General features: G+C 70.6%; 25 protein-coding genes. 13 read left to right on the forward strand and 12 right to left on the reverse strand.

Features of this window, described 5'->3' with window-relative positions:
* Positions 1-47 precede the first annotated feature (47 nt).
* The 3 genes from MZC64_RS21165 to MZC64_RS21175 all read right to left on the reverse strand — a co-directional run bounded on the left by MZC64_RS21165 (position 48) and on the right by MZC64_RS21175 (position 3,257).
* Positions 48-1,562 (reverse strand): aldehyde dehydrogenase (NADP(+)), encoded by a 1,515-nt coding sequence (locus MZC64_RS21165; protein ID WP_308301048.1) that lies wholly within the window; start codon positions 1,560-1,562, stop codon positions 48-50.
* Positions 1,559-2,383 carry an NAD(P)-dependent oxidoreductase gene (locus MZC64_RS21170; protein ID WP_308301049.1) on the reverse strand — a complete coding sequence of 275 codons (825 nt, stop codon included), beginning with the start codon at positions 2,381-2,383 and terminating at the stop codon, positions 1,559-1,561. Before MZC64_RS21170 ends, MZC64_RS21165 begins: the two co-directional genes overlap by 4 nt.
* A 67-nt stretch (positions 2,384-2,450) precedes the next feature.
* On the reverse strand, positions 2,451-3,257 hold the full coding sequence (locus MZC64_RS21175; protein ID WP_247758633.1) for an IclR family transcriptional regulator: 807 nt from the start codon (positions 3,255-3,257) through the stop codon (positions 2,451-2,453).
* 177 nt (positions 3,258-3,434) lie between these two features.
* Here MZC64_RS21175 and MZC64_RS21180 point away from each other — a divergent pair, with 177 nt between their 5' ends.
* From MZC64_RS21180 to MZC64_RS21210, 7 genes are all read left to right on the forward strand, one after another.
* Positions 3,435-4,766 (forward strand): ABC transporter substrate-binding protein, encoded by a 1,332-nt coding sequence (locus MZC64_RS21180; RefSeq protein WP_247758632.1) that lies wholly within the window; start codon positions 3,435-3,437, stop codon positions 4,764-4,766.
* A complete protein-coding gene (locus MZC64_RS21185; protein ID WP_247758631.1) occupies positions 4,763-5,710 on the forward strand; it encodes a carbohydrate ABC transporter permease in 948 nt (315 codons plus the stop codon). Before MZC64_RS21180 ends, MZC64_RS21185 begins: the two co-directional genes overlap by 4 nt.
* Positions 5,710-6,654: a carbohydrate ABC transporter permease gene (locus tag MZC64_RS21190; RefSeq protein ID WP_247758630.1), complete on the forward strand. Its 945-nt coding sequence runs from the start codon at positions 5,710-5,712 to the stop codon at positions 6,652-6,654. Before MZC64_RS21185 ends, MZC64_RS21190 begins: the two co-directional genes overlap by 1 nt.
* Before the next feature lie 52 nt (positions 6,655-6,706).
* On the forward strand, positions 6,707-7,606 hold the full coding sequence (locus MZC64_RS21195) for a 5-dehydro-4-deoxyglucarate dehydratase (protein ID WP_247758629.1): 900 nt from the start codon (positions 6,707-6,709) through the stop codon (positions 7,604-7,606).
* Positions 7,603-8,874, forward strand: coding sequence for a glucarate dehydratase family protein (locus MZC64_RS21200; RefSeq protein ID WP_247758628.1), 1,272 nt, complete (start codon positions 7,603-7,605; stop codon positions 8,872-8,874). Before MZC64_RS21195 ends, MZC64_RS21200 begins: the two co-directional genes overlap by 4 nt.
* Positions 8,868-10,019, forward strand: a complete 1,152-nt coding sequence (locus MZC64_RS21205; RefSeq protein ID WP_247758627.1) for a hypothetical protein — start codon at positions 8,868-8,870, stop codon at positions 10,017-10,019. Before MZC64_RS21200 ends, MZC64_RS21205 begins: the two co-directional genes overlap by 7 nt.
* Before the next feature lie 125 nt (positions 10,020-10,144).
* Complete coding sequence (locus MZC64_RS21210) at positions 10,145-10,612, forward strand: hypothetical protein (RefSeq protein ID WP_247758626.1); 468 nt, start codon at positions 10,145-10,147, stop codon at positions 10,610-10,612.
* A 58-nt stretch (positions 10,613-10,670) separates the two neighbouring features.
* On the opposite strand, the gene MZC64_RS21215 is transcribed toward MZC64_RS21210, so the two are convergent.
* Genes MZC64_RS21215 through MZC64_RS21225 form a run of 3 tightly spaced genes read right to left on the reverse strand, consistent with a single transcriptional unit; the run spans position 10,671 to position 14,683 of the window.
* A complete protein-coding gene (locus tag MZC64_RS21215; protein ID WP_247758625.1) occupies positions 10,671-11,906 on the reverse strand; it encodes a hypothetical protein in 1,236 nt (411 codons plus the stop codon).
* A 47-nt stretch (positions 11,907-11,953) separates the two neighbouring features.
* Positions 11,954-12,991, reverse strand: a complete 1,038-nt coding sequence (locus MZC64_RS21220; protein ID WP_247758624.1) for a TRM11 family methyltransferase — start codon at positions 12,989-12,991, stop codon at positions 11,954-11,956.
* Between the two features lie 30 nt (positions 12,992-13,021).
* The gene (locus MZC64_RS21225) at positions 13,022-14,683 is read right to left on the reverse strand and encodes a fumarate hydratase (RefSeq protein ID WP_247758623.1); all 1,662 of its coding nucleotides are present in this window, start codon (positions 14,681-14,683) and stop codon (positions 13,022-13,024) included.
* 156 nt (positions 14,684-14,839) lie between these two features.
* Between MZC64_RS21225 and MZC64_RS21230 the strand changes: the two genes are divergently transcribed.
* A complete protein-coding gene (locus MZC64_RS21230; RefSeq protein WP_247758622.1) occupies positions 14,840-15,550 on the forward strand; it encodes a tyrosine-protein phosphatase in 711 nt (236 codons plus the stop codon).
* 238 nt (positions 15,551-15,788) lie between these two features.
* Here the strand turns inward: MZC64_RS21230 and MZC64_RS21235 are convergent, their stop codons facing one another.
* The 3 genes from MZC64_RS21235 to MZC64_RS21245 all read right to left on the reverse strand — a co-directional run bounded on the left by MZC64_RS21235 (position 15,789) and on the right by MZC64_RS21245 (position 18,971).
* The gene (locus tag MZC64_RS21235; RefSeq protein WP_246492520.1) at positions 15,789-16,778 is read right to left on the reverse strand and encodes a sigma-70 family RNA polymerase sigma factor; all 990 of its coding nucleotides are present in this window, start codon (positions 16,776-16,778) and stop codon (positions 15,789-15,791) included.
* Between the two features lie 262 nt (positions 16,779-17,040).
* On the reverse strand, positions 17,041-17,466 hold the full coding sequence (gene dtd / locus MZC64_RS21240) for a D-aminoacyl-tRNA deacylase (RefSeq protein WP_247758621.1): 426 nt from the start codon (positions 17,464-17,466) through the stop codon (positions 17,041-17,043).
* Positions 17,463-18,971: a methyltransferase gene (locus tag MZC64_RS21245; protein WP_374205778.1), complete on the reverse strand. Its 1,509-nt coding sequence runs from the start codon at positions 18,969-18,971 to the stop codon at positions 17,463-17,465. The genes dtd and MZC64_RS21245 overlap by 4 nt, the downstream gene beginning before the upstream one ends.
* 84 nt (positions 18,972-19,055) lie before the next feature.
* On the opposite strand from MZC64_RS21245, the gene MZC64_RS21250 reads away from it, so the two are divergent.
* On the forward strand, positions 19,056-20,156 hold the full coding sequence (locus MZC64_RS21250; protein WP_247758620.1) for a C45 family peptidase: 1,101 nt from the start codon (positions 19,056-19,058) through the stop codon (positions 20,154-20,156).
* A 121-nt stretch (positions 20,157-20,277) separates the two neighbouring features.
* On the opposite strand, the gene MZC64_RS21255 is transcribed toward MZC64_RS21250, so the two are convergent.
* Both MZC64_RS21255 and MZC64_RS21260 read right to left on the reverse strand, forming a co-directional pair.
* Positions 20,278-21,825, reverse strand: a complete 1,548-nt coding sequence (locus MZC64_RS21255) for a helix-turn-helix domain-containing protein (RefSeq protein WP_247758619.1) — start codon at positions 21,823-21,825, stop codon at positions 20,278-20,280.
* Positions 21,812-22,399, reverse strand: coding sequence for an ABATE domain-containing protein (locus MZC64_RS21260; RefSeq protein ID WP_247758618.1), 588 nt, complete (start codon positions 22,397-22,399; stop codon positions 21,812-21,814). The genes MZC64_RS21255 and MZC64_RS21260 overlap by 14 nt, the downstream gene beginning before the upstream one ends.
* Positions 22,400-22,439: 40 nt before the next feature.
* On the opposite strand from MZC64_RS21260, the gene MZC64_RS21265 reads away from it, so the two are divergent.
* From MZC64_RS21265 to MZC64_RS21280, 4 genes are all read left to right on the forward strand, one after another.
* Positions 22,440-23,501 (forward strand): winged helix DNA-binding domain-containing protein, encoded by a 1,062-nt coding sequence (locus MZC64_RS21265; RefSeq protein ID WP_247758617.1) that lies wholly within the window; start codon positions 22,440-22,442, stop codon positions 23,499-23,501.
* Between the two features lie 46 nt (positions 23,502-23,547).
* Positions 23,548-24,105, forward strand: a complete 558-nt coding sequence (locus tag MZC64_RS21270) for a hypothetical protein (protein WP_247758616.1) — start codon at positions 23,548-23,550, stop codon at positions 24,103-24,105.
* Positions 24,106-24,124: 19 nt separating this feature from the next.
* Positions 24,125-24,442 carry a DUF3099 domain-containing protein gene (locus tag MZC64_RS21275; RefSeq protein WP_247758615.1) on the forward strand — a complete coding sequence of 106 codons (318 nt, stop codon included), beginning with the start codon at positions 24,125-24,127 and terminating at the stop codon, positions 24,440-24,442.
* A 120-nt stretch (positions 24,443-24,562) separates the two neighbouring features.
* On the forward strand, positions 24,563-25,126 hold the full coding sequence (locus tag MZC64_RS21280) for a DUF2017 family protein (protein WP_185002753.1): 564 nt from the start codon (positions 24,563-24,565) through the stop codon (positions 25,124-25,126).
* Positions 25,127-25,266: 140 nt separating this feature from the next.
* Here the strand turns inward: MZC64_RS21280 and MZC64_RS21285 are convergent, their stop codons facing one another.
* Positions 25,267-26,166 (reverse strand): carbohydrate kinase family protein, encoded by a 900-nt coding sequence (locus MZC64_RS21285; RefSeq protein WP_247758614.1) that lies wholly within the window; start codon positions 26,164-26,166, stop codon positions 25,267-25,269.

The raw sequence follows: 26,166 nt of genomic DNA on the forward strand, positions 1-26,166 counted from the left end.
GTCACCGCGCGAACCGGGCCTGGCTCACTGTGTTTCCGTGCGGGCGTTCAGTGCGTGCCGAGCACCCCGTCCCGGCGGCGCGGGATGCCCAGCGGGTTGGCGTCCTGGAGTTCCACCGGCAGCAGCGCGTCCGGCCAGGACTGGTAGGTCACCGGCGCGATCCAGCGGCGGATCGCGGTGGCGCCCACCGAGGTGTGCAGTGCGGAGGTGGTGGCGGGCCACGGACCGCCGTGGTGCTGGGCCCAGCTCACCGCGACCCCGGTCGGCCAGGCGTTGAACACCAGCCGGCCGGCGATCCGGGCGAGCACAGTGGACAGTGCGCCCGCCGCGTCGTGATCGCCGTCGGCGGCGTGCACGGTGGCGGTGAGCGTGCCCTCCAGCTTGGCCAGCACCGGCAGCAGCTCGGCCGGATCGGAGTAGGTGACCGCGATGGCCGCCGGGCCGAAGCACTCCTCGCTCAGCTTGGCCTGATCGGCGGCGAAGTTCGCCACCGTGGTGCGGTACAGCCGCGGCGCCACGGTCCAGCCGCCCTCGGGCGCCTCGCCGACCGCGACCAGCTCGACCGCGTCCCGCGCGGACAGTCCGTCCACAGTGGACTCATACGAGTCGCGCATGCGGGCGGTGAGCATGGCCCCGCCGTTGGCCCCGCCGACCGCCTTGCCAAGTGCGTCCACAATGGACTCCGGCACGAATACCAGGCCGGGGTTGGTGCAGAACTGGCCCACGCCCATGGTCAGCGAGGCGGCGAAGCCGGTGGCCAGTTCCTCGGTCTGTGCGGCCGCCGCGCCCGGCAGGATCACCGTCGGGTTCACGCTGCCCAGCTCGCCGTAGAACGGGATCGGATCCGGCCGCCCGACCGCCAGGTCGAACAGCGCGCGCCCGCCACCGGTGGACCCGGTGAAGCCGACCGCCTTGATCGCGGGGTGCTTGACCAGCTGCGAACCGGCCGGGGTGCTGTAGACGATGTTGAACACCCCGGCGGGCAGCCCGGCCGCGGCGATGGTCTCGATCAGCACGGCGGCGGTGGCCACCGAGGTGTTGGGGTGCGCCGAATGCGACTTCACCAGCACCGGGCAGCCCGCGGCCAGCGCGGAGGCGGTGTCGCCGCCGGCCACCGAGAAGGCGAACGGGAAGTTGCTGGCCGAGAACACCGCGACCGGGCCCAGCGGCTGCAGCATCCGGCGCAGGTTGGGCCGCGGCGGGATGATGTCCGGGTTGGGCGAGTCGATGGTGGCCTCGGTGTAGCTGCCCTCGCGCAGCACCTCGCCGAACAGCCGGAGCTGGTTGGTGGTGCGCTTGAGTTCCACGGTCAGCCGGGGCACGCCGAGCGCGGTCTCGGTGTCCGCGATCTCGATCAGCGTCTCGCTTGTCGCGTCCAGCGCGTCCGCGATCTGCTCCAGCAGTTCGGCCCGCTGGGCCAGTGTCAGTCCGGACAGCACCGGGAACGCCTCGGCCGCGGCCTTGGCCAGCCGGTCGACCTCGGCCGGCGGGGTGGCCGGCACCGGCTCGCGGTAGGTCCCACCGGTCCGTGGGTTGTAGCCCTGCACGCCCTGGACGGTCACCGTCCGGCCTCCTTCTTCGCGGTGTCGTAGTCGGGCGAGCACCAGATGCCGCCGACGAGGTGGTGCGGTGACGCGCTGACGTCCGGCTCGCCGTGCTCGGCGATCAGTTCCGCCGCGTGCGCCTCGGAATCGTCCTGCGAGACATAGCCGATCGCCTTGGCCTCGGCCAGGGAGAACCAGCGGCGGGTGTTGTCCGAGACGCCCCACAGCACCCGGAAGCCGGGGTCCGGAGTGGACAGACACGCCTCGAAAAGCCTTGCCCCGTCAGCGGGGGAGAGCCAGGTGGAGAGCATGCGCAGGTCCTTCGGCCGCTCGAAGCAGGAACCGATGCGCACGCACAGCACGTCCAGGCCGTACCGGTCGGCGTAGTGGCTGGCGATGGCCTCACCGGCCACCTTGCTCACGCCGTAGTTGGTGTCCGGGCGCGGGAACGCGTTCCCGGCCACCTCGCCGTCCGAGCGCGGCGCGAAGCCGACCGCGTGGTTGGAACTGGCGAAGACCACCCGGGGCACGCCCTGCCGCCGGGCCGCCTCGAACACGGTGTACGTGCCGTTGATGTTGACATCGAGGATGTCCGCCCACACCCGCTCCAGGCTGTGCCCGCCGAGGTGGATCACCGCGGACACGCCGGCGCAGGCCGCCTCCATCGCCGCCATGTCGGTCACCGAGGCCGTCACCAGCTCGACCGCCTCACCGTCACCCGCCGGTGGCAGTTCGGCGATGTCCAGTAACCGGAGGATGCGGCCGTCGCGGGCCAGGCGGGGCCGCATCAGCGTGCCCACGCCACCGGCCGCGCCGGTGATCAGAATGCGTTCGGTCACTCCGAGACCCTTCGTGCGTCCTGTTTTTGACTGTCCAAAATGGACTGTTCGCCGATGGCGGTGCGGCTCACAGCGGCGTGAGACCGGGCTGGCGGAGCAGCTCGGTGAGGGTGCGGGCCGCGCCCAGCAGCGCGTCCACGATCTGCTTCTCGTGCTCGGGGGTGAGCCGGGCGACCGGCACCGAGCAGCTCATCGCGTCGGTGACCGGGTTGCGGTAGGGCAGCGCGACCGCGAAACAGCCCAGGCCGGGGGTGTTCTCCTCGCGCTCGAAGGAGTAGCCGACCCGGCGGAAGTCCTCCAGCTGGGCCAGCAGCGCGTCCCGGTCGGTGACCGTGTTCGCGGTCAGCGGGGCGATCGTGTCCGGCACCAGCGCGGCGGCGTCGGCGGCCGGGCGGGCCGAGAGCAGCGCCTTGCCCAGCGCGGTGCTGTGCGCGGGCAGCCGGCGACCGACCCTGGAGACCACCCGCAGGTGGTGCTCGGACTCGCGGCTGGCCAGGTACACCACGTCGTCGCCTTCCAGGCGGGCGAGGTGCACGGTCTCGTTGATCTCCTGCCGCACCTGCTCCATCACCCGGATGGCGGTGCGCACCACGGGATCGTGATCCAGGTAGGAGGTGCCGACCAGCAGTGCGCGCACGCCGATCCCGTAGGTGCCGCGGTCCGGTTCCACCTCGACCCAGCCGCGCGCCACCAGCGTCTGGAGCAGCATGTACAGGCTCGACTTGGGGTAACTCAGCTCGCGGTGTAGCTCGGTGAGCGTCAGCCTGCGGTCGAAGGAGGCCAGGACCTCCAGCAGCTCCACCGTGCGGTCGGCGGACTTGACCGCCGCCGGCCGGGTGGGGGCGACCGCGGCGTCCTTGACGGCTTCCGTCATCTCGGCCTCCAGGTCCAATCGGGTTCTTCTCCCGTGCCGCCCTCTTGACAGGGGCACGGCCTGATTTTTACAGTCCCGCAACAAGGTTCACAAGTACGACTCAGATTCACATATCTGAACGAATCTGTCCAGAGGGCAGTTCGGGTGAACCCACCGCCGAAGTTGAGGGAGCCGGGCATGCAGCGTCGTACCGCCAGAACCCGCACCGCGTTACTCGCGGGTGCGGTGGCCGTCGGGCTGGTCCTGTCCGCCTGCTCCGGCGGGGCTCCGCAGGGCGACCCGAACGCGCCGATCGAGGTGTGGACGCGCAGCCAGGACGACACCAAGAAGGTCTACGAGAAGATCTTCAAGGCGTTCACCGACAAGACCGGCATCCCGGTCAACTACAACCCGCCGCCGTTCAACGACTTCGACAAGCGGGTGCAGGAACGCGCCCAGTCCAAGGACCTGCCGGACCTGGTGATCACCGACACCGGCTCGCTGGGCCCGTACCGCAAGCAGGGCTTCGTGGTCGAGGTGGACCGCAACGCCTTCGCCGGCCAGGGTGACCTGGTCGAACGGGCCTGGAACAACGGCAAGACCGCCGACGGCAAGTACTTCGCGGTCCCGTTCTCCACCCAGGCCCAGGTGCTGCTGGTGCGCAAGGACTGGCGGGAAAAGCTGGGCAAGCCGGTCCCGAAGACCTGGGACGAACTGGCCGCGCTGGCCAACGACTTCACCACCAAGGACCCCGACGGCAACGGCGACGCCAAGGACACCTTCGGCATCGTCGCGCCCGGCTCCACCGACCGCGGCTACCTGGCCTGGTGGGCGGCCAACTACATCTGGCAGGCCGGCGGGGACATCCTCAGCGAGTCCGGCGGCGAGTACAAGGTCGCGGTGAACTCCGCGCAGACCACGCAGGCGGTGAACTGGCTCAAGGGCCTGTTCTGCGACACCAAGGTGACGTTGCCCAACTCGCTCACCATGGTCACCAACGACGCGCACAACTACTTCGAGCAGGGCAAGGCCGGGATCTACCTGACCGGCCCGTACATGTTCACCCGCTTCGACAAGGCGCCGGGCAAGGACAAGTACGAGGTCATCCCGTCCCCGGCCGGCCCGAGCGGCTCCACCGTGCTGGGCGAGGGCGAGGTCATCTACCAGATGGCCGGTTCGGCCAAGACCGCCGAGCAGAAGAAGCTGGCCGAGTTCCTGGTGTCCCCGGAAGCCCAGCAGCTGGGCATGAAGCCGGACGCCGGCCAGCGTCCCGTGGTGCGGCTGTCGGTGAACAAGAACGTCGACGTCAAGTCGGTCTACAACGACCCGCGCTGGGACACCGTGGCCAAGGTCTACGCCGAGAACGCCCGGCCGTTCCCGAACGTGCCCAACTTCCAGCCCTTCCGGCAGCAGACCGCGGAGACGCTGAACAGCCTGTTCGCCAAGTGCGGCAGCGATGTCAGCGCTGAACTGACCAAGCTGGCAGGCAACCTCGACAAGGAACTGAAGTCGCAGAAGGCGGCTCAGTGACCGTCACAGACGTGGGCTCGGCGGCTAGTGGCGGCGGTGCCGTCGAGTCCCACTCCGCGAGGCGGCGCCCTCCTCGGCGCCGCCTCGCGGTCACCATCATCCCGTGGCTGTTCCTGCTGCCCGCGCTGGTGTTGTTCCTGGTCTTCAAATACGTCCCGATGGCAGAGGGCATCCGGCTCAGCCTGTTCGAGGTGCGCCCGTTCCTCGGTGACCTGTGGGTGGGCCTGGACAACTACGCCAGGGTGCTCGGCGACGAGCGCTTCCACAACGCGCTGAACAACACCCTCATCCTGGCCATCGGACAGACCGCGGGCGCGATGCTCATCGGCTTCGGCCTCGCGCTTCTTCTTGAGGGCACGGCACGGTCGCTGTGGTTCGTGCGCTCGGCGGTGTTCCTGCCGGTGGTCGCGGCCACCGCGGTGGTCGGCGAGATCTGGCGGCTGCTCTACTACCCGGCCGAGGGCGGCTTCCTCAACTCGCTGCTCTCCTGGGTGGGCCTGGGCCCGTCCACCTTCCTGGACCACCCGGACACCTCGCTGTGGTCGGTGATGGCGGTGGGCATCTGGAAGGGCGCCCCCTACGACATGGTGATCCTGCTGGCCGGACTGGCCGGGATCGACCGCCAGCTCTACGAATCCGCCGCGATCGACGGCTGCACCACCTGGCAGCGCATCCGCTACATCACGCTGCCCGCGCTGCGCCCCGCCATCACGATCCTGCTCACCCTGGCCTCGATCCGCGGTCTGCGCGTGTTCACCGAGGTCTACGTGCTCACCGGCGGCGGCCCGGCCGGTTCCACCGACGTCTGGATGACCCGGGTGTTCTCGCTGGGCTTCGAGACCAGCGAGCTGGGCGTGGCCTCGGCCGGTTCGGTGGTGCTGTTCCTGGTGACCCTGCTGCTCACCCTGGGCGTGCAGCTGCTGCGCCGACGGCGGGAGGCCTGATGACCACCACCGAACTCCGGCCCGCCACACCGTCCACTTCGGACCGTCCGGGCACCGGGCGCAAACCGATCGGGGTCGCGCAACAGTGCGAGACCGCGCTCGGCTGGGCCGGCGTGCGCGCCTCCCCGGTGGGCGCCACCGGCCGGATCCTGTTGTGCGTTGCGGTGTTCCTGGTCTTCTGCGGGCCACTGATCACCGTGGTCTCCGGCGCCTTCGACTTCAGCCCGGACCCGACCAAACTCTCCGTGCTGCCCAACCGCCCCTCGCTGGTCAACTTCGACGTGGCCACCCAGAAGGGCATCTGGGGCTACCTGCTCAACTCGCTGATCATCGCCGGCGGCGGGCTGCTGCTCCAGGTCAGCGTCAGCGTGTTCGCCGCGTACGCCTTGGCGCGCAAGAAGTTCCGCGGCCAGGCCATCGTGATGCTGGCCATCCTCACCACCATGATGCTGCCCGAGGAGGTCATCGCGATCCCGCTGTCGATGGTGATCGGCGACCTCCCGCTGCTGGGCATCAGCCTCAAGGGCACCCTGCTCGGCGTGATCCTCCCGTTGGGCGCCTGGGGATTCTCCATCTTCGTGATGACCGAGTTCATGCGGGAGATCCCCCTCGAACTGGAGGAGGCGGCCCGCGTCGACGGCGCCGGCGAACTCCGCATCTTCGCCCAGATCGTGGTGCCGCTGTGCCGGCCCGCACTCGGCGTCGTCGCCGTGTTCGGGTTCACCATGATCTGGGACCAGTACCTGTTGCCGTTGATCGTGGCCACCGATCCCGGCGACTACACGCTCACCGTCGCCCTCGCCACCCTGCGCTCCGACGATATGGTCGGACCGGGTGTGGTGCTGGCGGGTGCGCTGCTCGCCCTGGTACCGAGTTTGATCGTGTACCTGTCCTTGCAGAAATCGTTCCTGCGCGGCATCACCAGTGGTGCTGTGAAGGGATAGGGAACCGCGTGCGGTTCCCGCCATCGCCGGTCTCGACGTCGTGAGGTCTGACATGCAGCTGGATGGAGTCTTGTTCTTCCCGGTGACCCCGTTCACCGGGACCGGCGAGGTGGCCGAGGACGTGCTCGCCGAGCACGTCAAGCGTGGTGTGGACGCCGGACCCGGCGGCGTCTTCGTGGCCTGTGGCACGGGTGAGTTCCACGCACTGGAACCCGGAGAGTACGAACGTGTGGTCGCGGTCGCGGTGGAGGCCACCGCCGGCCGCGTCCCGGTGCTCGCCGGCACGGGCGGCGCGCTACCCCTGGCCAAGCAGTTCGCCGCCGCGGCCAAGCGGGCCGGTGCGGACGGCCTGCTGCTGCTCCCGCCGTACCTGGTGGGCTCGCGGCCGGAGGGCCTGCTCGACTACGTGCGCCAGGTCGCGGGCAGCACCGATCTGCCGGTGATCGTCTACCAGCGCAACAACGCGCTGTTCACCCCGGAGACCGCGGTCGAGGTGGCCAAGCTGCCCAACGTGGTCGGTTTCAAGGACGGCCTGGGCGACCTGGACCTGATGCAGCGCATCGTGCTCGCCGTCCGGTCCACAGTGGACAAGCCGTTCCAGTTCTTCAACGGCCTGCCCACCGCGGAGATGACCCAGCCCGCCTACCGCGGCATCGGCGTGGAGCTGTACTCCTCCGCGGTGTTCTGCTTCGCCCCGGAGATCTCCCTGGCCTTCTACCGCGCGGTGGACGAGGGCGACACGGCGAAGGTCAACGCGCTGCTGCACGGCTTCTACGGCCCGCTGGTGGCCTTGCGGGACAAGTCCCCGGGCTACGCGGTGTCGCTGGTCAAGGCCGCGGTCAAGCAGCGCGGTCTGGACTGCGGCGGCGTGCGCGCCCCGCTGACCGACCCGACCCCGGAGCACCTGGCCGAACTCGAACAGATCGTGGCCGCGGGTCTGGAGCTGGTGTGAGCACCGGCACCCGGATCCAGCGGATCACCATCACCCCGATCGCCTTCCGGGACCCGCCCCTGCTCAACTCCGCCGGGGTGCACGAACCCTGGGCGCTGCGCTCGATCATCGAGGTGGTCACCGAGGACGGCGTGCTCGGCCTCGGCGAGAGCTACGGCGACACCGGACACCTGGCCCGGATGGAATCCGTGGTACCCGGGCTGATCGGCCTGGATGTCTACGCGCTCAACCAGATCCACGCCAAGGTCGCCGAGGCACTCGGCGGCGTGGCCGGCTCGGACAAGCACGGGCTCACCGGCGACTTCACCTCCGGCGGCACCGTGGACCGGGTGTTCTCCCCGTTCGAGGTGGCCTGCCTGGACATCCAGGGCCACCTCCTGGGCCGCCCGGTGCACGACCTGCTCGGCGGCAAGGTCCGCGACACGGTGCCCTACAGCGCCTACCTGTTCTACAAGTGGGCCGGGCACCCTGGCGCCGAGGCCGACGAGTGGGGCGAGGCGATCGACCCGGCCGGGATGGTCGAACAGACCCGGAAGATGGTGCGGGAGTACGGGTTCGGCTCGATCAAGCTCAAGGGCGGGGTGTTCCCGCCCGAGCAGGAGATCGCCGCCATCCACGCCCTGCGGGAGGCGTTTCCGAGTCACCCCTTGCGGATCGACCCGAACTGCGCTTGGTCGGTGCCGACCTCGCTGCGGGTGGCCAAGGAACTGGACGGGGTCCTGGAGTATCTGGAGGACCCCACCCCCGGCATCAACGGCATGTCCGAGGTGGCCAAGCAGGCATCAATGCCGTTGGCCACCAACATGTGCGTGGTCTCCTACGACCAGCTGCCCGAGGCCATCGCCAAGGACGCGGTGCAGGTCATCCTCTCCGACCACCACTACTGGGGCGGCCTGACCCGCTCCCGGCACCTGGGCGTCATCTGCGACACCTTCGGCATCGGGCTGTCCATGCACTCCAACTCGCACCTGGGCATCAGCCTGGCCGCGATGACCCACCTGGCCGCGGCCACCCCGAACCTGTCCTACGCCTGCGACACCCACTACCCGTGGAACGCCAAGGACGAGGTGATCGAACCCGGCGTGGTGTCCTTTGTGGACGGTGCGATGGCGGTGCCGACCACGCCTGGGCTCGGCGTGACCCTGGACCGGGATCAGTTGGCGCGCCTGCACGAGAACTACCGCACCTGCGGGCTGAAGGTGCGCGACGACACTGGCTACATGCAAAAGTTCCAGCCTGACTACGAGAGGAAGCGGCCGCGGTGGTGAAGTCCGTCGCCCACGTCTACCCGTGGGACATCATCGGCGATCCCGGTGCGGTGCAACGGATCGTCGACCTCGGCGTGGACGCGGTGGCCCTCGCCGCCTCGTACCACACCGTGCGGGCCGCCACCCCGCTGCACCCGGAGCACCGGCTGATCGACGCCCGGCACGCCGCGCTGTACCTGCCGGTGCGGCCGGAGGTCTGGGAAGGGCGCAGGCTCACCCCGGCCGAACCGTCCTGGGTGGACAGTCCGGATTCCTACGGTCAGGCCAGGGACGCGCTCAAGGCCGCCGGACTGCCGGTCTACGCCTGGACCGTGCTCACCCACAGCAGCCGCCTGGGCGACCTCGCGCCGGACCTGGTGGTGCGCAACGCCTTCGGCGACCGGTACCCGTACGCGCTGTGCACCACCCAGCCGGAGGTCGTCGAGTACGCCCGCACCCTGGTCCGCGAAATCGTGACCCGGGGCCAGCCGGACGGCGTGGTCCTGGAAGCCTGCGGACCGCTGGGCTTCTTCCACGGCGGGCACCACGAGAAGACCGAGGGCGGTGACTGGGGCAAGGTCCGCCAGGCACTGCTGTCCCTCTGCTTCTGCGGAGCGTGTGCGGCCGGTTACACCGAGGCCGGCATCGCGGTGGACGCGCTGCGCGCGCGGGTGCGCGCGGCCGTGGACGCGGGCGAACCGGACAGCGTGGACTCGGCACTGGGCGCGGAACTGGCCGCACAGGTGGCCGCCGTCCGGACCAGTGCGGTGGCGCGACTGCGCGCGCTGCTGGTCGGCGAGATCCGCCAACTGGCCCCGGCGGCCAGGGTTATCGTGCACGCCAACGCCGACCCGTGGGCCACCGGACCCTTCGCCACCGCGGCGCCCGAACTGGGCGTGGAGGTGGACGCGATCGTGGCGATGTGCTGGCCGGGACCGGAGGCGAGCGTCCCCGGTATCGAGGCCCTGCGGAAGCTGGCCCCGCAGACCAGGATCGCCGGCTACGTGCTGGCCCTGCCACCCAAGCCGGTCGACTCCTCGGCCATGCGGGCCGAACTGACCGCGCTCTCCGCGGCCGGGGTCGAGGAATTCCACCTCTATCACGCCGGACTCGCCTCCGGGGCGCGATTGGCGATGATCCGATCAGCACTGGACTCACTGGGGTAGCGCCCGACGTCTCCCCTGGTGATGCCGTGGGATCGACCTCTCCTGCCGGGAGGTCGATCCCACGGCTGTTTTTCTGTTTAACCCGCGCGTGCAACCCGCCGTGGCTACCGTTCCGTCCTGTGCACATGAGACGTCTAGCTACCGTGGTCAGCGCCGGGGCGGCGCTGGTGCTCGCGTTGAGCGCCTGTGCGGAGCCCACGGCTGGTTTTGGCGGACAGCCGACCCCGCCTCCTTCGTCCGCTCAGCCGACGCCGGAACCGGGTCCGGAGATGGACCCGCCCGCCGGCGGAAAACCGTTGGCGAAGAACAAGGCCGACCTGTCGGCATTGCCCGCGGACTTCCCCAAGCGGGTGTGGACCGAGGGTGACGGCACCGTGGTCGGCACGTTCGGCAAGGAAGGCGGCTGCAGCAAGGTGCGCGCCGACCTGACCGAACAGACCGACACCGGCGTGAAGATCACGCTGGTGGAGACCACCCCCGCCAACAGCGAGGCTTGCACCATGGACCTGCGGTTCCCGCCGGTCACCGTGAAGCTGGCCAAACCGTTGGGGGAGCGGACGGTCGCCGTCACCGCCAAGCAGGAGACCAAGTAACCCGACCAACCGAATGCGGCGCCCCGGCAGGCGCGGAACCCAGCCGGGGCGCCGACACTTATCCGTTCATCCAGGAACTGAACGCCGCGCCCGCGCAGATCGAGAATCCGTAGCAGGCAACCAGATTCGCCCGGTCCAGCAGGTGCCAGCGCACCCGTCCGGGCGCCCAGGACAGTCGCTGGGCCGCTGATTCCGTTGGCACGCCGAGATTTCCCAGCAGCGGCCGCAGAGGCCGATCGGTCAAGTCGGTGGCGGTGGCGGCCAGCAGCAGACCGGTGTACGCGGTGCCGGACAGTTCCGGCCACGCGCCAGGCGTCAGCTCCGGCGCCTGCCCGGCCGCGCTGATCGTGTCCAGCCGCCGCAACCAGCGCTGCGTCCACTCCGGACTGACCGGGGTGACCACGTCACGCTCCTGCTCCCAGGCCAGGTCCCGCGCACCCTGGGCGAGCAGTTCCGCGCGCAGCACCGCGATCCGCGCCGGCACCAGCATCGCCCGCACCTCAGCGGGCGGCAGAGTGTCCAGAATGGACGGCCAGCCACGCGGCAGACCCAGGTCCAGCACCAGATCCACCTCGCTCGGCTGCGCGTGCCCGGCGAAGGCGGCCTCCAGCCGGTGCGCGGGCGCGGCCCCGACCCTGGCCAGCGCACGCACATCGTCGTAGCCGACCCTGGTCACGTTCGGCCCGTGCCGCTGCACTGGCAACCGGTCCCTGGCCACCCCGAGCCAGCCGAACGGCAACAGCCCGGTCCCGGACTCGTCGGACAGCTCGTAGCCGTGCACCGCGAACGCGGCCCGCTCATCCCGCAGCAGGTAGCCGCTCTCGCCGGTGCCGTACTCGAATTCCTCGTCCTCGTCCCAATCCGACACCGAGGTCGTCTCGGCCAGCCCGGTCGCGTCCAGGAACCGGGCGTGCGCCGCGGTGGCCGCGGTGGCCCAGGACCGCTGGACGAGCTGGATCTCACCCGACCGCACCCAGGTCACCACCCCGGGCGCCGGTCCGGTCCGGTCCTTGTCCCCGGAGTCCACCCGGCCGAGCCGCGCCGGCTGCCGGACCAGCCAGCTGGTCGGGTACTGCGGCCGCTGGGCGAACCCGAACCCCAGCGTGGCCCACACCGCCAGCCCGGCGCCGATCAGCAACCAGGCCCAGCGCGGCAGCCACATCGGCACGGCCATCAGCACCAGCGCGGCCACGCCGAGGGTGAGGTAGCGACCGGCCGGGCGGGCGTGCGGCTCGCCCAGATTGAGCGGGAACGCGCCCTCAGGCAGCCAGCGGTAGCGGGTGAAGGTGCTCACCGCGTCAGTATGCGTCCCCGCCCGGCCACGGGCAGTCGGATATCGGCTCAGCCGGGTTTCCGCGCCACCACCAGATCGCGGATGATCGACTGGTCCACCCGGTGCTCGAACTCCCGCCACGGACCGTCATCGAGCGGCTGCAACCCGTTGTCCGCCAGGATCTTCACCAGATCGTCCCGGCCGGCCACGTGCGTGTTCCAGGAAATGCCGATGGCGCCGCCGGGCCGCAGGATCTGACTCCACCCGGGCACCGCGTTGTACAGCAGTTCCAGTGGGCTGCGGGACAGGTGTTTCTGGGTGGGCCGGGAGCCGTGCTGCACGCCGTAGGGCGCGTCGGTGACGATCGCGTCCACGGTCTCGGCGCGGAAGAACTCCCGGCTGCGCACGGTGTCGGCGTTGACCACCATGAGCTGGTTGGCCTCGCCCGCCTTGTACAACTCCTTGGTCAGCCCCAGTTTCACGCTGAGCCGCTTGCCGATCAGCGACTTGTCCCGGCGGATCGGGGTGACCTCGTGCTGATGCTTGACCCGGTGGTTCTTCAGCCAGGTGGCCAGGAAGTGCGCGTAGGCCTCGAAGTCCTTGCTGTCGGTGTCCATGCCGAAGGCGTCGTGGCCGTACATCAGCGCCTGGTTCAGCGTGGTGCCGCGCCCGCACATCGGGTCGAAGACAGCGAGCTTTTTCTCCATCAGCTCGCCGGGTTCGGCGCGGGCCAGCAGGGTGACGTTGAGCAGCAGCTTGGTGAAGTGCTCGTTGGTCTTGCCCGAGTACTTCTGGATGGTCAGCAGATCGCTGCTGAACTTGTCCAAAGGGGACACTCGCAGCGGCCGCAGCAACTCGCCCTCGACCGCGAACAACGCGTACACCGAGGACAGGTTGGACAGCACCGAGATGTCGTACTCGTCCAGCTGCCCGGACTCGAAGGTGACGTAAGGGACGCCGCCGATCTCCGTCTCGGCGACCTCGGCGACCTCGGTGTGCAACGCGGTCTCGCTGAACACCGCCAGCTCGGTGCGGGTCAGCCGGATGGCCGACTCCCCGTACACCCGGTTGAACGCGGGCAGAATCAGCAGCGCGTACCTTGCCATGTGCTCACAATCGTTGCGGAGTAACAAAAATCAGCGTCGGAAGGACACCTGCAGCGTGGGCTGGCTGGTGCCGGCGAAGAAGTCGTTGCCCTTGTCGTCGACCACCACGAACGCGGGGAAGTCCTCGACCTCGATCTTCCACACCGCCTCCATGCCGAGTTCGGCGTACTCGAGCACCTCGACCTTGCGGATGCAGTCCTGGGCCAGCCGGGCCGCCGGACCGCCGATGGAACCGAGGTAGAAACCGCCGTGACTCTGGCACGCCTCGGTCACCTGCTTGGACCGGTTTCCCTTGGCCAGCATGACCAGCGAGCCGCCCGCAGCCTGGAACTGCTCCACGTAGGAGTCCATCCGGCCCGCGGTGGTCGGCCCGAACGACCCGGAGGCGTAGCCCTCGGGCGTCTTGGCCGGACCGGCGTAGTAGACCGGGTGATCACGCAAGTACTGCGGCATGCCCTCGCCCGCGTCCAGCCGCTCCTTGATCTTGGCGTGCGCGATGTCGCGGGCCACCACCAGCGGACCGGTCAGCGAGACCCGGGTCTTCACCGGCAGCTGGGACAGCGTGGCGCGGATCTGCTCCATCGGCAGTGTGAGGTCGATGTTGACCACCTCGTCGGACAGTTCGCCGTCGCCGATCTCCGGCAGGAACCGGGCCGGATCGCGTTCGAGCTGCTCGATGAACACGCCCTCGGGCGTGATCTTCGCCCGCGCCTGGCGGTCCGCCGAGCAGGACACCGCCACGCCGACCGGGCAGGAGGCGCCGTGCCGGGGCAGCCGGATCACCCGCACGTCGTGGCAGAAGTACTTGCCGCCGAACTGCGCGCCGATGCCGAACTGACGGGTCAGCTCCAGCACCTGCTGCTCCAGGTCGACATCGCGGAAAGCGTGTCCCAGCGGCGATCCCTCGGTGGGCAGCTCGTCCAGGTAGCGGGCCGAGGCCAGCTTGGCGACCTTGAGGTTCTGCTCCGCGGACAGACCGCCCACCACCACCGCGAGGTGGTACGGCGGGCAGGCCGCGGTGCCCAGGCTGCGCAGCTTCTCGTCCAGGAACTTGGCCAGCCGCACCGGGTTCAGCAGCGCCTTGGTCTCCTGGTACAGGAAGGTCTTGTTCGCGCTGCCGCCGCCCTTGGCCATGAACAGGAACTCGTACTTGGGCTCGGTGCCGGGCTTGGTGAACACCTCGATCTGCGCGGGCAGGTTGGACCCGGTGTTCTTCTCGTCCCAGAAGGTCACCGGCGCCATCTGCGAGTAGCGCAGGTTCAGTTCCTGGTAGGCGTCGAAGATGCCGCGGGAGAGCGCCTGCTCGTCCGCGCCGCCGGTGAGCACGGTCTCGGTGCGCTTGCCCATCACGATCGCGGTGCCGGTGTCCTGGCACATCGGCAGCACCCCGCCGGCGGCGATGCAGGCGTTGCGCAGCAGGTCCATCGCGACGAACCGGTCGTTGCCGCTGGCCTCCGGGTCGTCGATGATCGCGCGCAGCTGGGCCAGGTGCGAGGGCCGCAGCAGGTGCTGGATGTCCTTGATCGCCTCCCGGGCGAGCAGGGTCAGCACCTCGGGGTCGACCTCGAGGAAGCGCCGCCCCGCGGCCTCGACCAGCCGCACGCCCTCGCTGGTGACGAGGCGGTACTCGGTCTGGTCCGGGCCGAGCGGCAGGACGTCGGTGTACTCAAACGCCGTGGTGGTGGCAGTCACGCGGGCTCCCTTGCCTGCGATTCGGGTATCTGCTGAAACTACCGCGTGCGCTCCGGCGGCCTGGCGCTGACCGGGTGTGATCCCCGTCCGGATCGAGCAGGGCGGGACCCCCGCGTAGGTTTGGACTGGCAATTCAACTCAGCCGAGGGGGACATGGTGACCACGGGACTCGTCAACGGCCGCGACCTGGGCGGGCTGCGCACAGCGGACGGCAGACTGACCCGGCACGGCGTGCTGCTGCGCAGCGAGGCTCCCCTGGCCGGCGACACCGTTCCGGAACTCGCGGGCTGGCCGCCCGCGGTGGTGCTCGACCTGCGCGGTAGCAAGGAAGGCCACGCCGAGCACCCCCTGCTGGTCAACGGCACCGTGGTGCACCGCATCCCGATGCTGGACCTGATCATGGCCGCCGCGGCGGCCGACCCAGCCGCGATCGACCTCGGCAAGCTCTACCTCCAGCTGCTGGCGGAGTCCGCGGCCGGCCTGGTCGAGGTGGTCCGGCTGGCCAGTGCGGCCGACGGCGCGGTGCTGGTGCACTGCTCGGTGGGCAAAGACCGGACCGGGGTGTCGGTGGCGCTGCTGCTGCGGGTGGCCGGGGTGCCGAGGGAGACCGTCATCGCGGACTACGTGCGCACCGAGACCAACATGAGCGGCGTCATCCGCCGGGTCGCCACCAGCCTGGGCCGTCCGGAACCGACCGACGACCAGCTCGCCGCGATGAGACACCTGCTGGCCGCACCCGCCGCCGCCATCGTGGGCGTGCTCGACGCCCTGGACGCGCACGAGGGCGGCCCTCGCGGCTGGCTACTCGCCAACGGCGCCACCGAGCAGGAAATCGACCGCTGGATCACCCGCATCCTGGCTGACTGACCCCGCCCACAACGGCCAACCCGGCGTACGACAACGGCCAACACGCCGGGTGGGGTGAGCGGGTCCGGACATGTCGGAAGGCCGGACCCGCCCCCGACGGGTCCGACCTCCCGGGGTGTGCAATCCGGCTGTAGTGGTACAGCCGAACTGCGCAGTCTGTGTTGTCTTGGAGAACCGTGCCGTGAGGCAGGTCACAAGTCAACGCGGCTATCTGGGTGAGGTGGGGGACTACTCAGCGTCAGCTCGCGTACGCGCGCAACCGCTCGGCCCGGTCGCCCTGGCGGAGCTTGGACATGACCTCCCGCTCGATCTGGCGGACTCGCTCGCGCGAGAGGCCGAACCGGCGGCCGATCTGGTCCAGGGTCCGGGGCTGGCCGTCGTCCAGGCCGTAGCGGAGGCGGATGACGTGCTGCTCGCGGTCGTCCAGGGTGGCCAGCACCCGGCGCAGGTCGTCCTGGAGCAGGCCCGAGATGACCGCGCTTTCGGCGTCGGTGGCCTCGGAGTCCTCGATGAAGTCGCCAAGGGGGGCGTCTTCCTCGGCGCCGACCGGCATGTCCAGGCTCACCGGGTCGCGGGCGTGGTCGAGCAGGTCGGAGATCTTGTCCGCGGGCAGGCCCGACTCGGCGGCCAGCTCCTCGTGCGTGGCCTCGCGGCCCAGCTGCTGGTGCAGGTCGCGCTTGATCCGGGCCAGCTTGTTGACCTGTTCCACCAGGTGCACGGGCAGCCGGATGGTGCGGCCCTGGTCGGCCATGCCGCGGGTGATCGCCTGCCGGATCCACCAGGTCGCGTAGGTGGAGAACTTGAAGCCCTTGCTGTAGTCGAACTTCTCCACCGCGCGGATCAGCCCGAGGTTGCCCTCCTGGATCAGGTCCAGCAGCGGCATACCGCGTCCGGTGTAGCGCTTGGCGAGGCTGACCACCAGGCGCAGGTTCGCTTCCAGCAAATGGTTCTTGGCGGTGTGCCCGTCACGAACCAGAGTCTTCAGGTCGGCTCGGCGTTGCGGGGAAAGCGACTTCGCCTCGTCCAGCATGTGGCGGGCGAATACCCCCGCTTCGATGCGCTTGGCGAGATCGACTTCCTGCGCCGCGCTCAACAGCGCGGTGCGGCCGATTCCGTTCAGGTAGACTCGAACCAGGTCAGCCGCCGGGCTCTGCGCGTCGAGGTCGTGCGCCTCGATCTGTGCAGCTTCCTGTGGCTCCTGCTCGGTAAGTTTCAGTAGGGCGGTCATCGGAGCTCCCTCCCTGGTCGCGGGCAAACGGCGTCGTGCGGGCATGCGTCACCAAGCCGACGCCCCGTTGCGCGGCGGCCCCTTCAGTGCGGGGGTTCCGTCCCTGTGCGGTTTCCCCGCCCCGTCCTGGCTGGACACTTGGATAACGAAGCCGATCTCGGTTTCGTTCCCGGTACCCACTCTCAATTAGCAAGACGTCAGGCTGACCTGCGGGGTTGCTTCCGCAGGCTGAGGATTCGCTGAGAAGGCGTAAAGAGAACCCTTAAAGATCGACCAGCACGGTGAATGGCCCGTCGTTCACGCTTTCCACCGCCATGGCCGCGCGGAACCGCCCGGTTTCCACCCGCGCACCCCGGCTACGCAGGGCTTCTACCACCGCGACCACCAACGGCTCGGCCACCTCCGGCCGGGCCGCCTCGGTCCAGGACGGGCGCCTGCCCTTGCGGGTCTGGCCGTAGAGCGTGAACTGGCTCACTACGAGCAGTGGCGCCCCGGTTTCGGCGCAGGACCGCTCCTCCCGCAGGATGCGCAACTCGTGCAGTTTCCGGGCCATGGTGGCCGCGGTCACCTCGGTGTCGGTGTGCGTGACACCGAGCAGCACCAGCAGTCCGGGCTCCTCGATCGCGCCGACCACCTCGTCCTCGACGGTGACCCTGGCCCGGGTGACCCTGGAGACGACCGCCCTCACGCCACGACCCAGTCGGCGGGCACCAGCATCCCGTGCTTGATCAGGTTGCGGACCGCCGGCAGCGCGCCCATGACCAGCACCTCCGTCGGCAGGCCGTGCGCGGCGGCGAGCAGCCCGAGCAGGTCGCCCAGGTCCAGGTGCCCCCGGCAGCCGGCCAGCAGCGCGGCGGCCAGGTCGTCCAGGTCGTGCTGCCAGCCCGGCCCGTCCTGCCGGTGCAGCCTGCGCACCACCGAGGTCCAGCCGTCCTCGGCAGGCCCGGAGATCTCCTCCAGGGCCACCGAGGCGGGCACGGTGAGCCGGGCGGCGAGCAGGTCCTCGTCCGCGCGGTGCTGACGCAGCCAGGCCACCCGGTCCAGCCAGCCCGCGGTTTCCGGGCCCAGCGGGTCGTCATAGGCCTGGCGCAGGTCCTCGCAGACGATGTCGGCGGGCCCGGTCTGGGTGTGCCGCAGGGTCACGAAGCCGAATCCGATGCCCTCGACCTGGTGCTCGGCGAACCAGTCCAGCCACCGCCCGGCCTGCTCCCGGCCTGCCGGCGATCGCGGATCCACGCCCGCGTCGCGTAGCCAGGTCCCGACGTACAGCGCCGGATCGGCCACATCGCGCTGCACCACCCAGGCGTCCATGCCCTGCGCGGGCAGCCAGGAGGCGACCCGCTCACTCCAGTCCTGGCCCTTGACGTGCAGCCAGGAGGCGAGCAGCTGCCCGACCCCGCCGTCGGCGAGGTGCTCGGGCAGCTGCCGGATGACCAGTTCGCTGGCGCTGTCCCCGGACAGCCCGGAGTCGCGGTAGACGTAGTCCACCCGCGGCGGCCCGACCACGAACGGCGGGTTGCACACGATCTGCTGGAACCGGCGGCCCGCGACCGGCTTGAACCACTCGCCGCGGCCGAGTTCCACATCGAGCTGGTTGAGCCGGAAGGTGGCCGAGGCCAGCGCCAGCGCCCGCCCGGACAGATCCGTGGCGGTGACGTGTTCGGCGTGCCTGCTGGCGTGCAGCGACTGCACCCCGCAGCCGGTGCCCAGGTCGAGTAGCGCGCCGACCGGGCGGCGGGCGGTGGCCCTGGCCAGGCTGAGCGAGGCGTGCCCGACGCCGAGCACGTGATCGGCGGGCACCGGGCCGCCGCGGGCGTCGGAGTCCAGGTCCGAGAGCACCCACCAGGAGCCCTGGTCATCGCCGTAGGGCCGCAGGTCCAGCGCGGCCCGCGCGGACTCGCCGTCGGTGTGCAGCAGCCCGGACCGGACCGCGTCGGCCAGTGGCAACGGCCGCAGCGCGGCGGCCAGCTCGGCCTCCGGCACCGGCTCGTTGAGCAGGAACAACCGGACCAGGGCGCCCAGTGCCCCGCCGTCGGCGCAGGCTCGGGCGGCCGGCTCCAGCTCGCCGCGGCCCAGCGCGGCGTGCGCGGTGGGCCCGAGCAGTTCGAGCACGCCGTCCGCGTGGTAGTCCGCGGACAGCAAGGCCGTCCGCAACTGGTCGCATACCTGGTCGTCGATCGCTACGCCGAACACGCGAAGATCCTCACACGTTTCGCCGATCCCCACTTCTCCGCCCGTCCGCCTATGTTGAGAACGCACGGAGAAGGGGGTCATCCCATGTCTGTCGCGGTCACGGTCGCCGAGCTGGACGGGTTGCGCTGGGCCGGTCTGCGCGGCCCCCGGATCGAGGTCTTCCGCGCCCTCGGCGAGCAGTTCCGGGCCGAGATCACCGAGGCCGTGCACACCCTGCCCGAGTGGCCGGGGCTCACCGACTACGCGCGCACCGACCAGGGCCTGGTCCGACTGTCCAGACTGAGCGCGTTGACCAGGACCAGACACCCGCGGGAATATGCCGAACTCCAGGCAATGGCGGCGGGCGCGAACCTGCCTGAGCAGACGTTGCTGCTGGTCAACCTGCGTGGCGACCTGCCGCCGCCGTCAACAACGGCCGGTTGTTCGGACCTGGCCTGGCCGGGCCGGGCGCTCGCGCACAACGAGGACGGCGGGGCCGGGCTGATCGGCCGCCTGCTGCTGCTCACCCTGCACTGCGACGGGGACCTGCCGGTCACCGCGCTCTGGTATCCGGGCATGCTGCCCAGCAACGCCTTCGCGCTGACCGGGCACGGCCTGGCCGTCGGCCTGGACCACCTGCCGGTGGCCGAACCGGCGATCGCTCCCGGCCGCCATTTCGTGGCCCGCGCCCTGCACCGGGCGCGCGATCTGGACGAGGCGATCCGGCTGCTCACCACGCTGCCCTCGGCCGGCGGGTTCGCCTACAACCTGGCCGAGCTGAGCACCGGCCGGGTCGCGCACGTGGAGGCGGTGGCCGGGGCCAGCGCGGTCCAGGAAGCCGGGGACGAGCCGCTCTGGCACACCAACCATCTGCGCCATCTGACGCTGCCCGAGCTGGTCACGCTGTCCAGCCGGGAACGCGCCAAGGTCCTGGACAGCCTGGAACCGCCCGCCGAACCGGGCGTCGACTGGTTCCTGGACGTCCTGACCAGCGCGCACCCGCGCGGTGTCGGTGTCAATGCTCGACCCCGCGAGCGGGTCTTCGGCAGTCCGCCGGGCACCGATGATTCGGCCACGCTGTGCACCTGCGTGGTGGACCTGGCCGCGGCCGAGTTCACCGTGCTGCCGCGTGGCGGTCGGCGCTTCACCTGCTCGGTGGCCGCCGCGCTGGCCGGACCGCCAGCCGGGTCTGCACCGCGCGGATGACCAGGGCCAGGAACACGAAGCCGCCGATCAGCACGAGCGTGTAAGGCAGGTTGGCCATGATCGGAATGGTCCGGCCGCCACCGGGTCGCCGACCACCCCCGTTCACGGCTCCTTGACGCCGCTACCAGCGATCTTTACGCGTTCCTTGCGCCGGCAGCGCGGCCAGTGCGACGGTCAGCGCGAGCCGCTGGTCCGGATCGTCCAGGCGCAGCGCGGTGAGCGCTTCGATCTTGCGCAGCCGGTAGCGCAGGGTGTTGGGGTGCACGGCGAGTTTGCGCGCGGCGGCCTTGCCGTCGCCACCGGCGGCCAGCCAGGCGCGCAGGGTGGCCAGGTACTCGGTGCCGTGCTCGGTGTCCTGGCGGAGCAGGTCGGCGACCGGGCCGCGGGTGGGCAGCCGGCCGGCCTCGGCGGCGGTGCGCAGCCGGAGCAGCAGCACCGCGGCCCAGTGCTCGTCGTAGTCCACGGTGTCCGCCTCGACCAGTCCGGCGACCCGGGTGGCCAGGCATTCCTCGGCTTCCAGGCGGCTGGCGGGCAGGTCGGCGGGGCTGGCCCTGCCGCCGATCCCGGCGTGCACGGCCACGTCGGCGGGCAGTTCGCGCAGCAGGGAGCGCAGCCAGTCGCGAGCCGGGTTGTCGTCGGGCAGCACGGTGTAGAGCACGTTGCCGAGCAGCGCGCTGCGGCCGGGCCGGGACCAGCCGAAGCCGGAGGTGGCGCGTTCGAAGGCGAGCAGCGCGGCGCCGTGTTCGTTCATCCCGGCGTGCGCGTGCAGGGCGACCACCCGCAGTCCGGCGGCGGCCAGGCCGAGGCGGGACAGCGTGCCGGGCGCGTCCGCGGTGCCGTCGAGGAGGCTGAGCACGGCGTCGGCTTCGGCGCGGCGTTCCAGGTCGGCGCCCGCTCTGGCGCGCAGCAGGTGCAGGGCGGCGGTGCGGGCGCCGTCGACCATGGCCGAGTAGGCCTGCGGCCGGACCGGCGGGGTGACCTCCACCCAGACCGAGCCCAGGAGTTCCCGCCCGGCCCGGATGGCCACGATCAGGCGACCCAGCAGGCCGGGGGTGAGTGCGGGGACCAGCAGTGGTTCGTCGGAGTTGGCCAGGTGTTTGAACACGCCGTGGTCGGCCAGGGCCTTGAGCACGTCGGGCGGGACCCGGCGGCCGAGGATGGTCTGCACCCGGGCGGCGTCCACGTCTTCCTGGCGGTTGGAGTAGGCCAGTACCCGGGACTGGAGGTCCTCGATGGTGACCGGCCCGCCGACCACCGCGGCGATCGCGTCGGCCACCGCGAACAGGTCGCCTGGCACGTCCCGGCTGGGACCTTGGCCGCTGAGCACCAGGGTGTGGATCAGTCCGGCGAGGTGGCTCCAGGGCACCGCCGGGTCGACCATGAGCACCGCCGCGCCGGAGCTGCGGGCGGCGGCGAGCACGCGTTCGTCCAGCTCAGGCGGTCCGTGCAGGACGACGGCGGCGGCGGTGGTGCCGCGCACGAGGCGGGCGGCGGCGGTGACCGAGCCGGTGCCGATGCCCAGCAGCACGTCGGTGGGGCTGGTCGGGTGGGTTTCGGTGGGATCGTGCAGGGAGAGCCCGCGCAGTTCGACGTCCCGGCCGCGCGGCGCGCAGCACAGCCGGGTGCCCAGGCCGCCGAGCACGTCGACCAGTCGCTCAAGCGTGACCACGGGCCGCCTCCTGCCGGACGCGCTGCTTGGCCCGGTTGCCGCAGCGCTGCATCGAGCACCAGCGCCGGGCGCCGGGGCGTGAGGTGTCCACGAAGAGAAGATGGCAGTCCGCCGCGGCGCAGTGCCGGACGCGGTGCCGGTACGGCCCGCCGAACAACTCGATGGCGTCCCTGGCGAAGGCGGACAGCAGCGCCGCGCCGCTGATCGGCTCCCGCCAGCGCCGCCCTTGACCGGTCAGTTCGGGCACCGGCGGCGGGGCCTGGGCGAGCCGGTTCCAGTCCTCGAACGCGCCGGGGGCCTTGCCGCGGGCGACCCGGCCGGCGCTGAACCAGATCGACTCGCGCAGCACCTTCAACTCGGCCAGTTCTGCGGCGCTCATCCTGATCCTGGCCGGGCCGAGCCGGGTGTGCTTCAGCCACTCCCGCAGGTCCGCGACCCGGTGCAGCACCTCCCACTTCGCCCGCTCGCCCGCGCCGCCGCTGACCAGCAGTTCCAGGCACAACGCACCCGGGTTGAACCGGTAGTGCTGCCCGTCCTGCCCGACCATCGGCAACCCGGCCGACTCCTCGCCCATGACACCACTATAACCGGTGCACACCGGTTATAGTGGTGTCATGGAGCTGGGGGCGGACCAGGCGCTGGCCTGGCGATTGCGGCGGCACGAGCTGATCAATCCGGCCGGGCTGGACGCGGTCGCGCTGGCGGATCGGCTGTGCGGGGTACAGGCCCAGGTGCTCTCGGCGGCCGAGCTGGCGGTGCGGATCCGCCAGGTCAAGCCCGAACCGGGGGAGATCGGCCGGGCGCTGACCGCGGATCGCACGCTGGTGCGGATGTGGGCGGCCCGGGGCACCCTGCACCTGCTGCCCGCCGGACTCGCGCCGAGTTTCGTGGCCGCGGTGGGCGCGCTCCGGTTCTGGGAGAAGGGCAGCTGGCAGCGCGGCCACGGCATCACCGCCGACGAGTTGACCAAGGTGCTGGCCGCGCTGGCCGAGGTCCTGGACCACCGGCTGCTCAGCCGGGAGGACCTGGTCGCCGAGGTGCTGGACCGGGTCGGCTCGGCCCGGCTGGCCGAGGCGCTCGGCTCGGGCTGGGGCGCGCTGTTCAAACCCGCCGCCTACCTGGGCCTGCTCTGCCACGGCCCGGCCGAGGGCAACCGGGTCACCTTCACCAGCCCGGCGCACTGGCTGCCCGGCTGGACCGTGCCGGACCCGGACCAGGCGGGCCAGGACCTGGTCCGCGCCTACCTGCGCGCCTTCGGCCCGGCCGGGCACGACGAGTTCGCGCAGTGGTTGTTCCGCAACGGCAAACCCGGGCTGACCAAACGCTGGTTCGCCGCGGTCCGGCCCGAGCTGACCGAGGTCAGCGTGGCGGGCAAGCCCGGGTTCGTGCTCACCGAGGATCTGGCCGAGTTGCGCGAGACCAAGCCGTCGAAGGCGGTCCGGCTGGTGCCAGCCTTCGACCAGTACGTGGTGGCGGTGTCCAGGGACCTGATCCCGAAGCAGCACCTGGGCAAGGTCAGCCGGGCCGCGGGCTGGATCTCGCCGGTGGTGCTGCACGGCGGCCGGGTGGCCGGGGTGTGGAGCCGGGACAACGGCGTGATCAGCACCGAACTGTTCGCCGAACTGCCCGCGCGGGCACTGTCCGCGGAGATCGAGCGGGTCGGCGCGCTGTTCTGACGCGCCCGCCGACCGGACCGGCCGGGTCCGGGCCTACTGTCGCGGCATGACGCAGGTTCCGCTCTGGGTGCCGGTGGCCGTGGGGCTGCTCGGCTTCCTCGGGGTGCTCGGCGCGCAGTTCATCGCGGCCTGGCGGGAGGACCGCCGGTGGAACCGGGAGAAAAGCCGCGATGAGGACAACAAACGATTTGACGCGCGGCGGACCGCCTATGCCGAGGTGATCGGCGCGCTGGAGTCCTGGGACTGGGTGCTGCACCCGCTCAAGGACAAGGCACGCGGTAAGGACTTGGAAATCGGCGAACCAGAACTTGTCGATCTGCGCACGGCCTGGATCGAAGCCAAGAATGTGCTTGGACCGATCAATCTGGTGGCGACCACGGAGATTCGCGATTTGTTGCGCACCGCAATGATCGCACGGTCCCGGCTCTCCCGGGAACTGACCGCCGACGGACCCGAGAACGCGCGGTTGGAACTGGTCGAGAAGCACTGGGCCCAGGCCCAGGATGCCTATGCGCGACTACGCAATGTCATGCGACGGGATCTCGGCTTCGAACCTGTCGATCCCCAGCACTCTCCCGCCCAGCCTCGGCAGGTGGAAAGATGAGGAAAGGAGGTGGTGTCGGATGACCACACAACGGGACGGCACCCCGGTCCTGATCACGGAGGCGCAGCAGTCGTACGAGGACCAGCTCGCCGCCCGCAAGCGCAAGTACATGCTGATGATGTCGCTGCGTATCCCGTGTCTGGTGGCGGCAGCCGCCTGCTACCAGATCCCGTGGCTGGCCATCGGTCTGGTGCTGTTGTCGGTGCCGCTGCCGTGGATGGCGGTGCTCATCGCCAACGACCGTCCACCGCGAAAGGCGGAGAAGGTGAACAGGTTCCGCCGGGTGCGTGACGATACCGCCATCGAATCGAAACAACATCCTGTAATCGAGGGCTGATCTCCACCCGGAGTGGCGGTATGGTTACGTTCCGCTCAATCACAGGGGGCTCAGGTGGACGGTGCGGAAACTCGCCCAGTAGTTGTCGGTACGGGAACTGGTCAGAGTCCGAGGTCAGGGATGTACGGAGCGATCCATTGGGACCGGGCCAACGAGCTGGTCGTCGGGAACTTCACCTCGGCCCAGGCCAGTTGGCTACGGCGGCACCTCTCCGGTTTCGCCTCCCTTGTCCAGTGGCGAATGGACCAGTACCACACGGACTATCCGCTCGGGGCTGAGCTGGGTCTGCCGCTGCCGACCGAGGCGACCGAGGACCGCAGGCTGAACGCGATCCTGGACTGGCACTGTTGTGAGGAAGAGTCCGAGGAGGTCCGCCTCTGGCACGAACCGGATCTGTTCGCCGGTCTGTACAAGGACATCAACCTGGTCTGGGCGACCCTGCCCGAACGCGGCGGCATGGTGGTGCTGCGGGAGGAACGGCAGATCCGCGCCTGGTTCCGGGTGCTGCTGGACTACCGGATCACCGCCGCGATCAGCTGGCGGGTGCCGGATGCCATCTACGACCTGCGCCGGGAGCAGCCCGAACCCGGCGACGAACTCGGCCGCGCCTTCTACCTGACCACCTGGCTGTGGGATGTGGCGCACGAACTGGCCGAGATCAGCAAGATCACCGTTTCCCGCTAGGCCGACAGCGGATTCTCCGCCCGGGTATCCGCCGTTGTTGTTCGCAGTACGTGGTTGCACCGCACGACGCGGCCGAGCGCTCGATGCCCCGAGGACACCGAGCGCCGCCGCACCCCTGACTTCTTCTTCCCGCGGGTTGATCAGCCCCGCACGCTGAGCGGACTCGGCGGCTGCGCGCCGACGAGTTGCACCGCCCGTGCCCCCGCGGACACCCCCGCCGCCAGCGCGGCGCCGATCTCCGCCCCGCCCCGCCAGGCCGCGAGCAGTCCCGCGTTGAAGGCGTCGCCGGCCCCGGTGGAGTCCACGCAGTCCACCACCGGCGCGTCCGCATTGACCGTCGCGCCGGGGGACACCCAGTGCGCGCCGCCATCGCCCGAGGTCACCGCCACCGCGCCGACCACGGAGAGCAGTTGCCGCGCCGACTCCGGATCGGTCGAGGAGGTGAGCACGGCCAGCTCGTCGGCGTTGGGCAGCAGCAGGTCCACCCCGGCCACCAGGTCCAGGAACTCGGCCGGGCCCAGCCGGGCGATCAGCGTGGCGGCCTGCGGATCCACCGAGGTGGTCAGCCCGGCCGCGCGGGCCGCGGCCAGCGCCGCCACCCCCGCCGGGCGGGAGCCCTCGTCCAGCAGCACGTAGCCGGACAGGTGCAGGTGATCCGCGCCGAGCAGCGCCTCCGGCGCGATGTCGGCCGGGCACAGCCGGGCGTTGGCGCCGCGGTCGGGCAGCATCGTGCGCTGGCCCTGGGCATCCACCAGGACCACCACACAGCACGTGGGAGCGCTCTCGTCCACCACCAGTGCGGTGGTGACTCCCGCCGCGTCCAGCTCCGCGCTGACCCGGTGTCCGGCGATGTCGCCGCCGATCCGGCCGACCAGCACCGCCTCGGCGCCGCAGTGCGCCAGCCAGGCCGCGGTGTTCGCCCCCGCGCCGCCGACCACCATGCGCACCGCCGAGCGGGTGTCGCCGCCGTGCACCAGGGGTCCGTCGTGCCGGGCCACCACGTCCAGGCCGGCGTCCCCGACCACCACGATCCGCGCCAT

Origin of the sequence: Crossiella sp. S99.2 (assembly GCF_023094165.1) — a bacterium.
GTDB lineage: Bacteria > Actinomycetota > Actinomycetes > Mycobacteriales > Pseudonocardiaceae > Crossiella.

Bases quoted from the DNA above. Each gene is read 5' to 3' on its own strand.
- MZC64_RS21175 (WP_247758633.1), bottom strand. From the start codon at position 3,257: ATGACGGAAGCCGTCAAGGACGCCGCGGTCGCCCCCACCCGGCCGGCG.
- MZC64_RS21180 (WP_247758632.1), top strand. From the start codon at position 3,435: ATGCAGCGTCGTACCGCCAGAACCCGCACCGCGTTACTCGCGGGTGCG.
- MZC64_RS21190 (WP_247758630.1), top strand. From the start codon at position 5,710: ATGACCACCACCGAACTCCGGCCCGCCACACCGTCCACTTCGGACCGT.
- MZC64_RS21195 (WP_247758629.1), top strand. From the start codon at position 6,707: ATGCAGCTGGATGGAGTCTTGTTCTTCCCGGTGACCCCGTTCACCGGG.
- MZC64_RS21210 (WP_247758626.1), top strand. From the start codon at position 10,145: ATGAGACGTCTAGCTACCGTGGTCAGCGCCGGGGCGGCGCTGGTGCTC.
- MZC64_RS21220 (WP_247758624.1), bottom strand. From the start codon at position 12,991: ATGGCAAGGTACGCGCTGCTGATTCTGCCCGCGTTCAACCGGGTGTAC.
- MZC64_RS21235 (WP_246492520.1), bottom strand. From the start codon at position 16,778: ATGACCGCCCTACTGAAACTTACCGAGCAGGAGCCACAGGAAGCTGCA.
- MZC64_RS21250 (WP_247758620.1), top strand. From the start codon at position 19,056: ATGTCTGTCGCGGTCACGGTCGCCGAGCTGGACGGGTTGCGCTGGGCC.
- MZC64_RS21260 (WP_247758618.1), bottom strand. From the start codon at position 22,399: ATGGGCGAGGAGTCGGCCGGGTTGCCGATGGTCGGGCAGGACGGGCAG.
- MZC64_RS21265 (WP_247758617.1), top strand. From the start codon at position 22,440: ATGGAGCTGGGGGCGGACCAGGCGCTGGCCTGGCGATTGCGGCGGCAC.
- MZC64_RS21270 (WP_247758616.1), top strand. From the start codon at position 23,548: ATGACGCAGGTTCCGCTCTGGGTGCCGGTGGCCGTGGGGCTGCTCGGC.
- MZC64_RS21275 (WP_247758615.1), top strand. From the start codon at position 24,125: ATGACCACACAACGGGACGGCACCCCGGTCCTGATCACGGAGGCGCAG.
- MZC64_RS21280 (WP_185002753.1), top strand. From the start codon at position 24,563: ATGTACGGAGCGATCCATTGGGACCGGGCCAACGAGCTGGTCGTCGGG.
- MZC64_RS21285 (WP_247758614.1), bottom strand. From the start codon at position 26,166: ATGGCGCGGATCGTGGTGGTCGGGGACGCCGGCCTGGACGTGGTGGCC.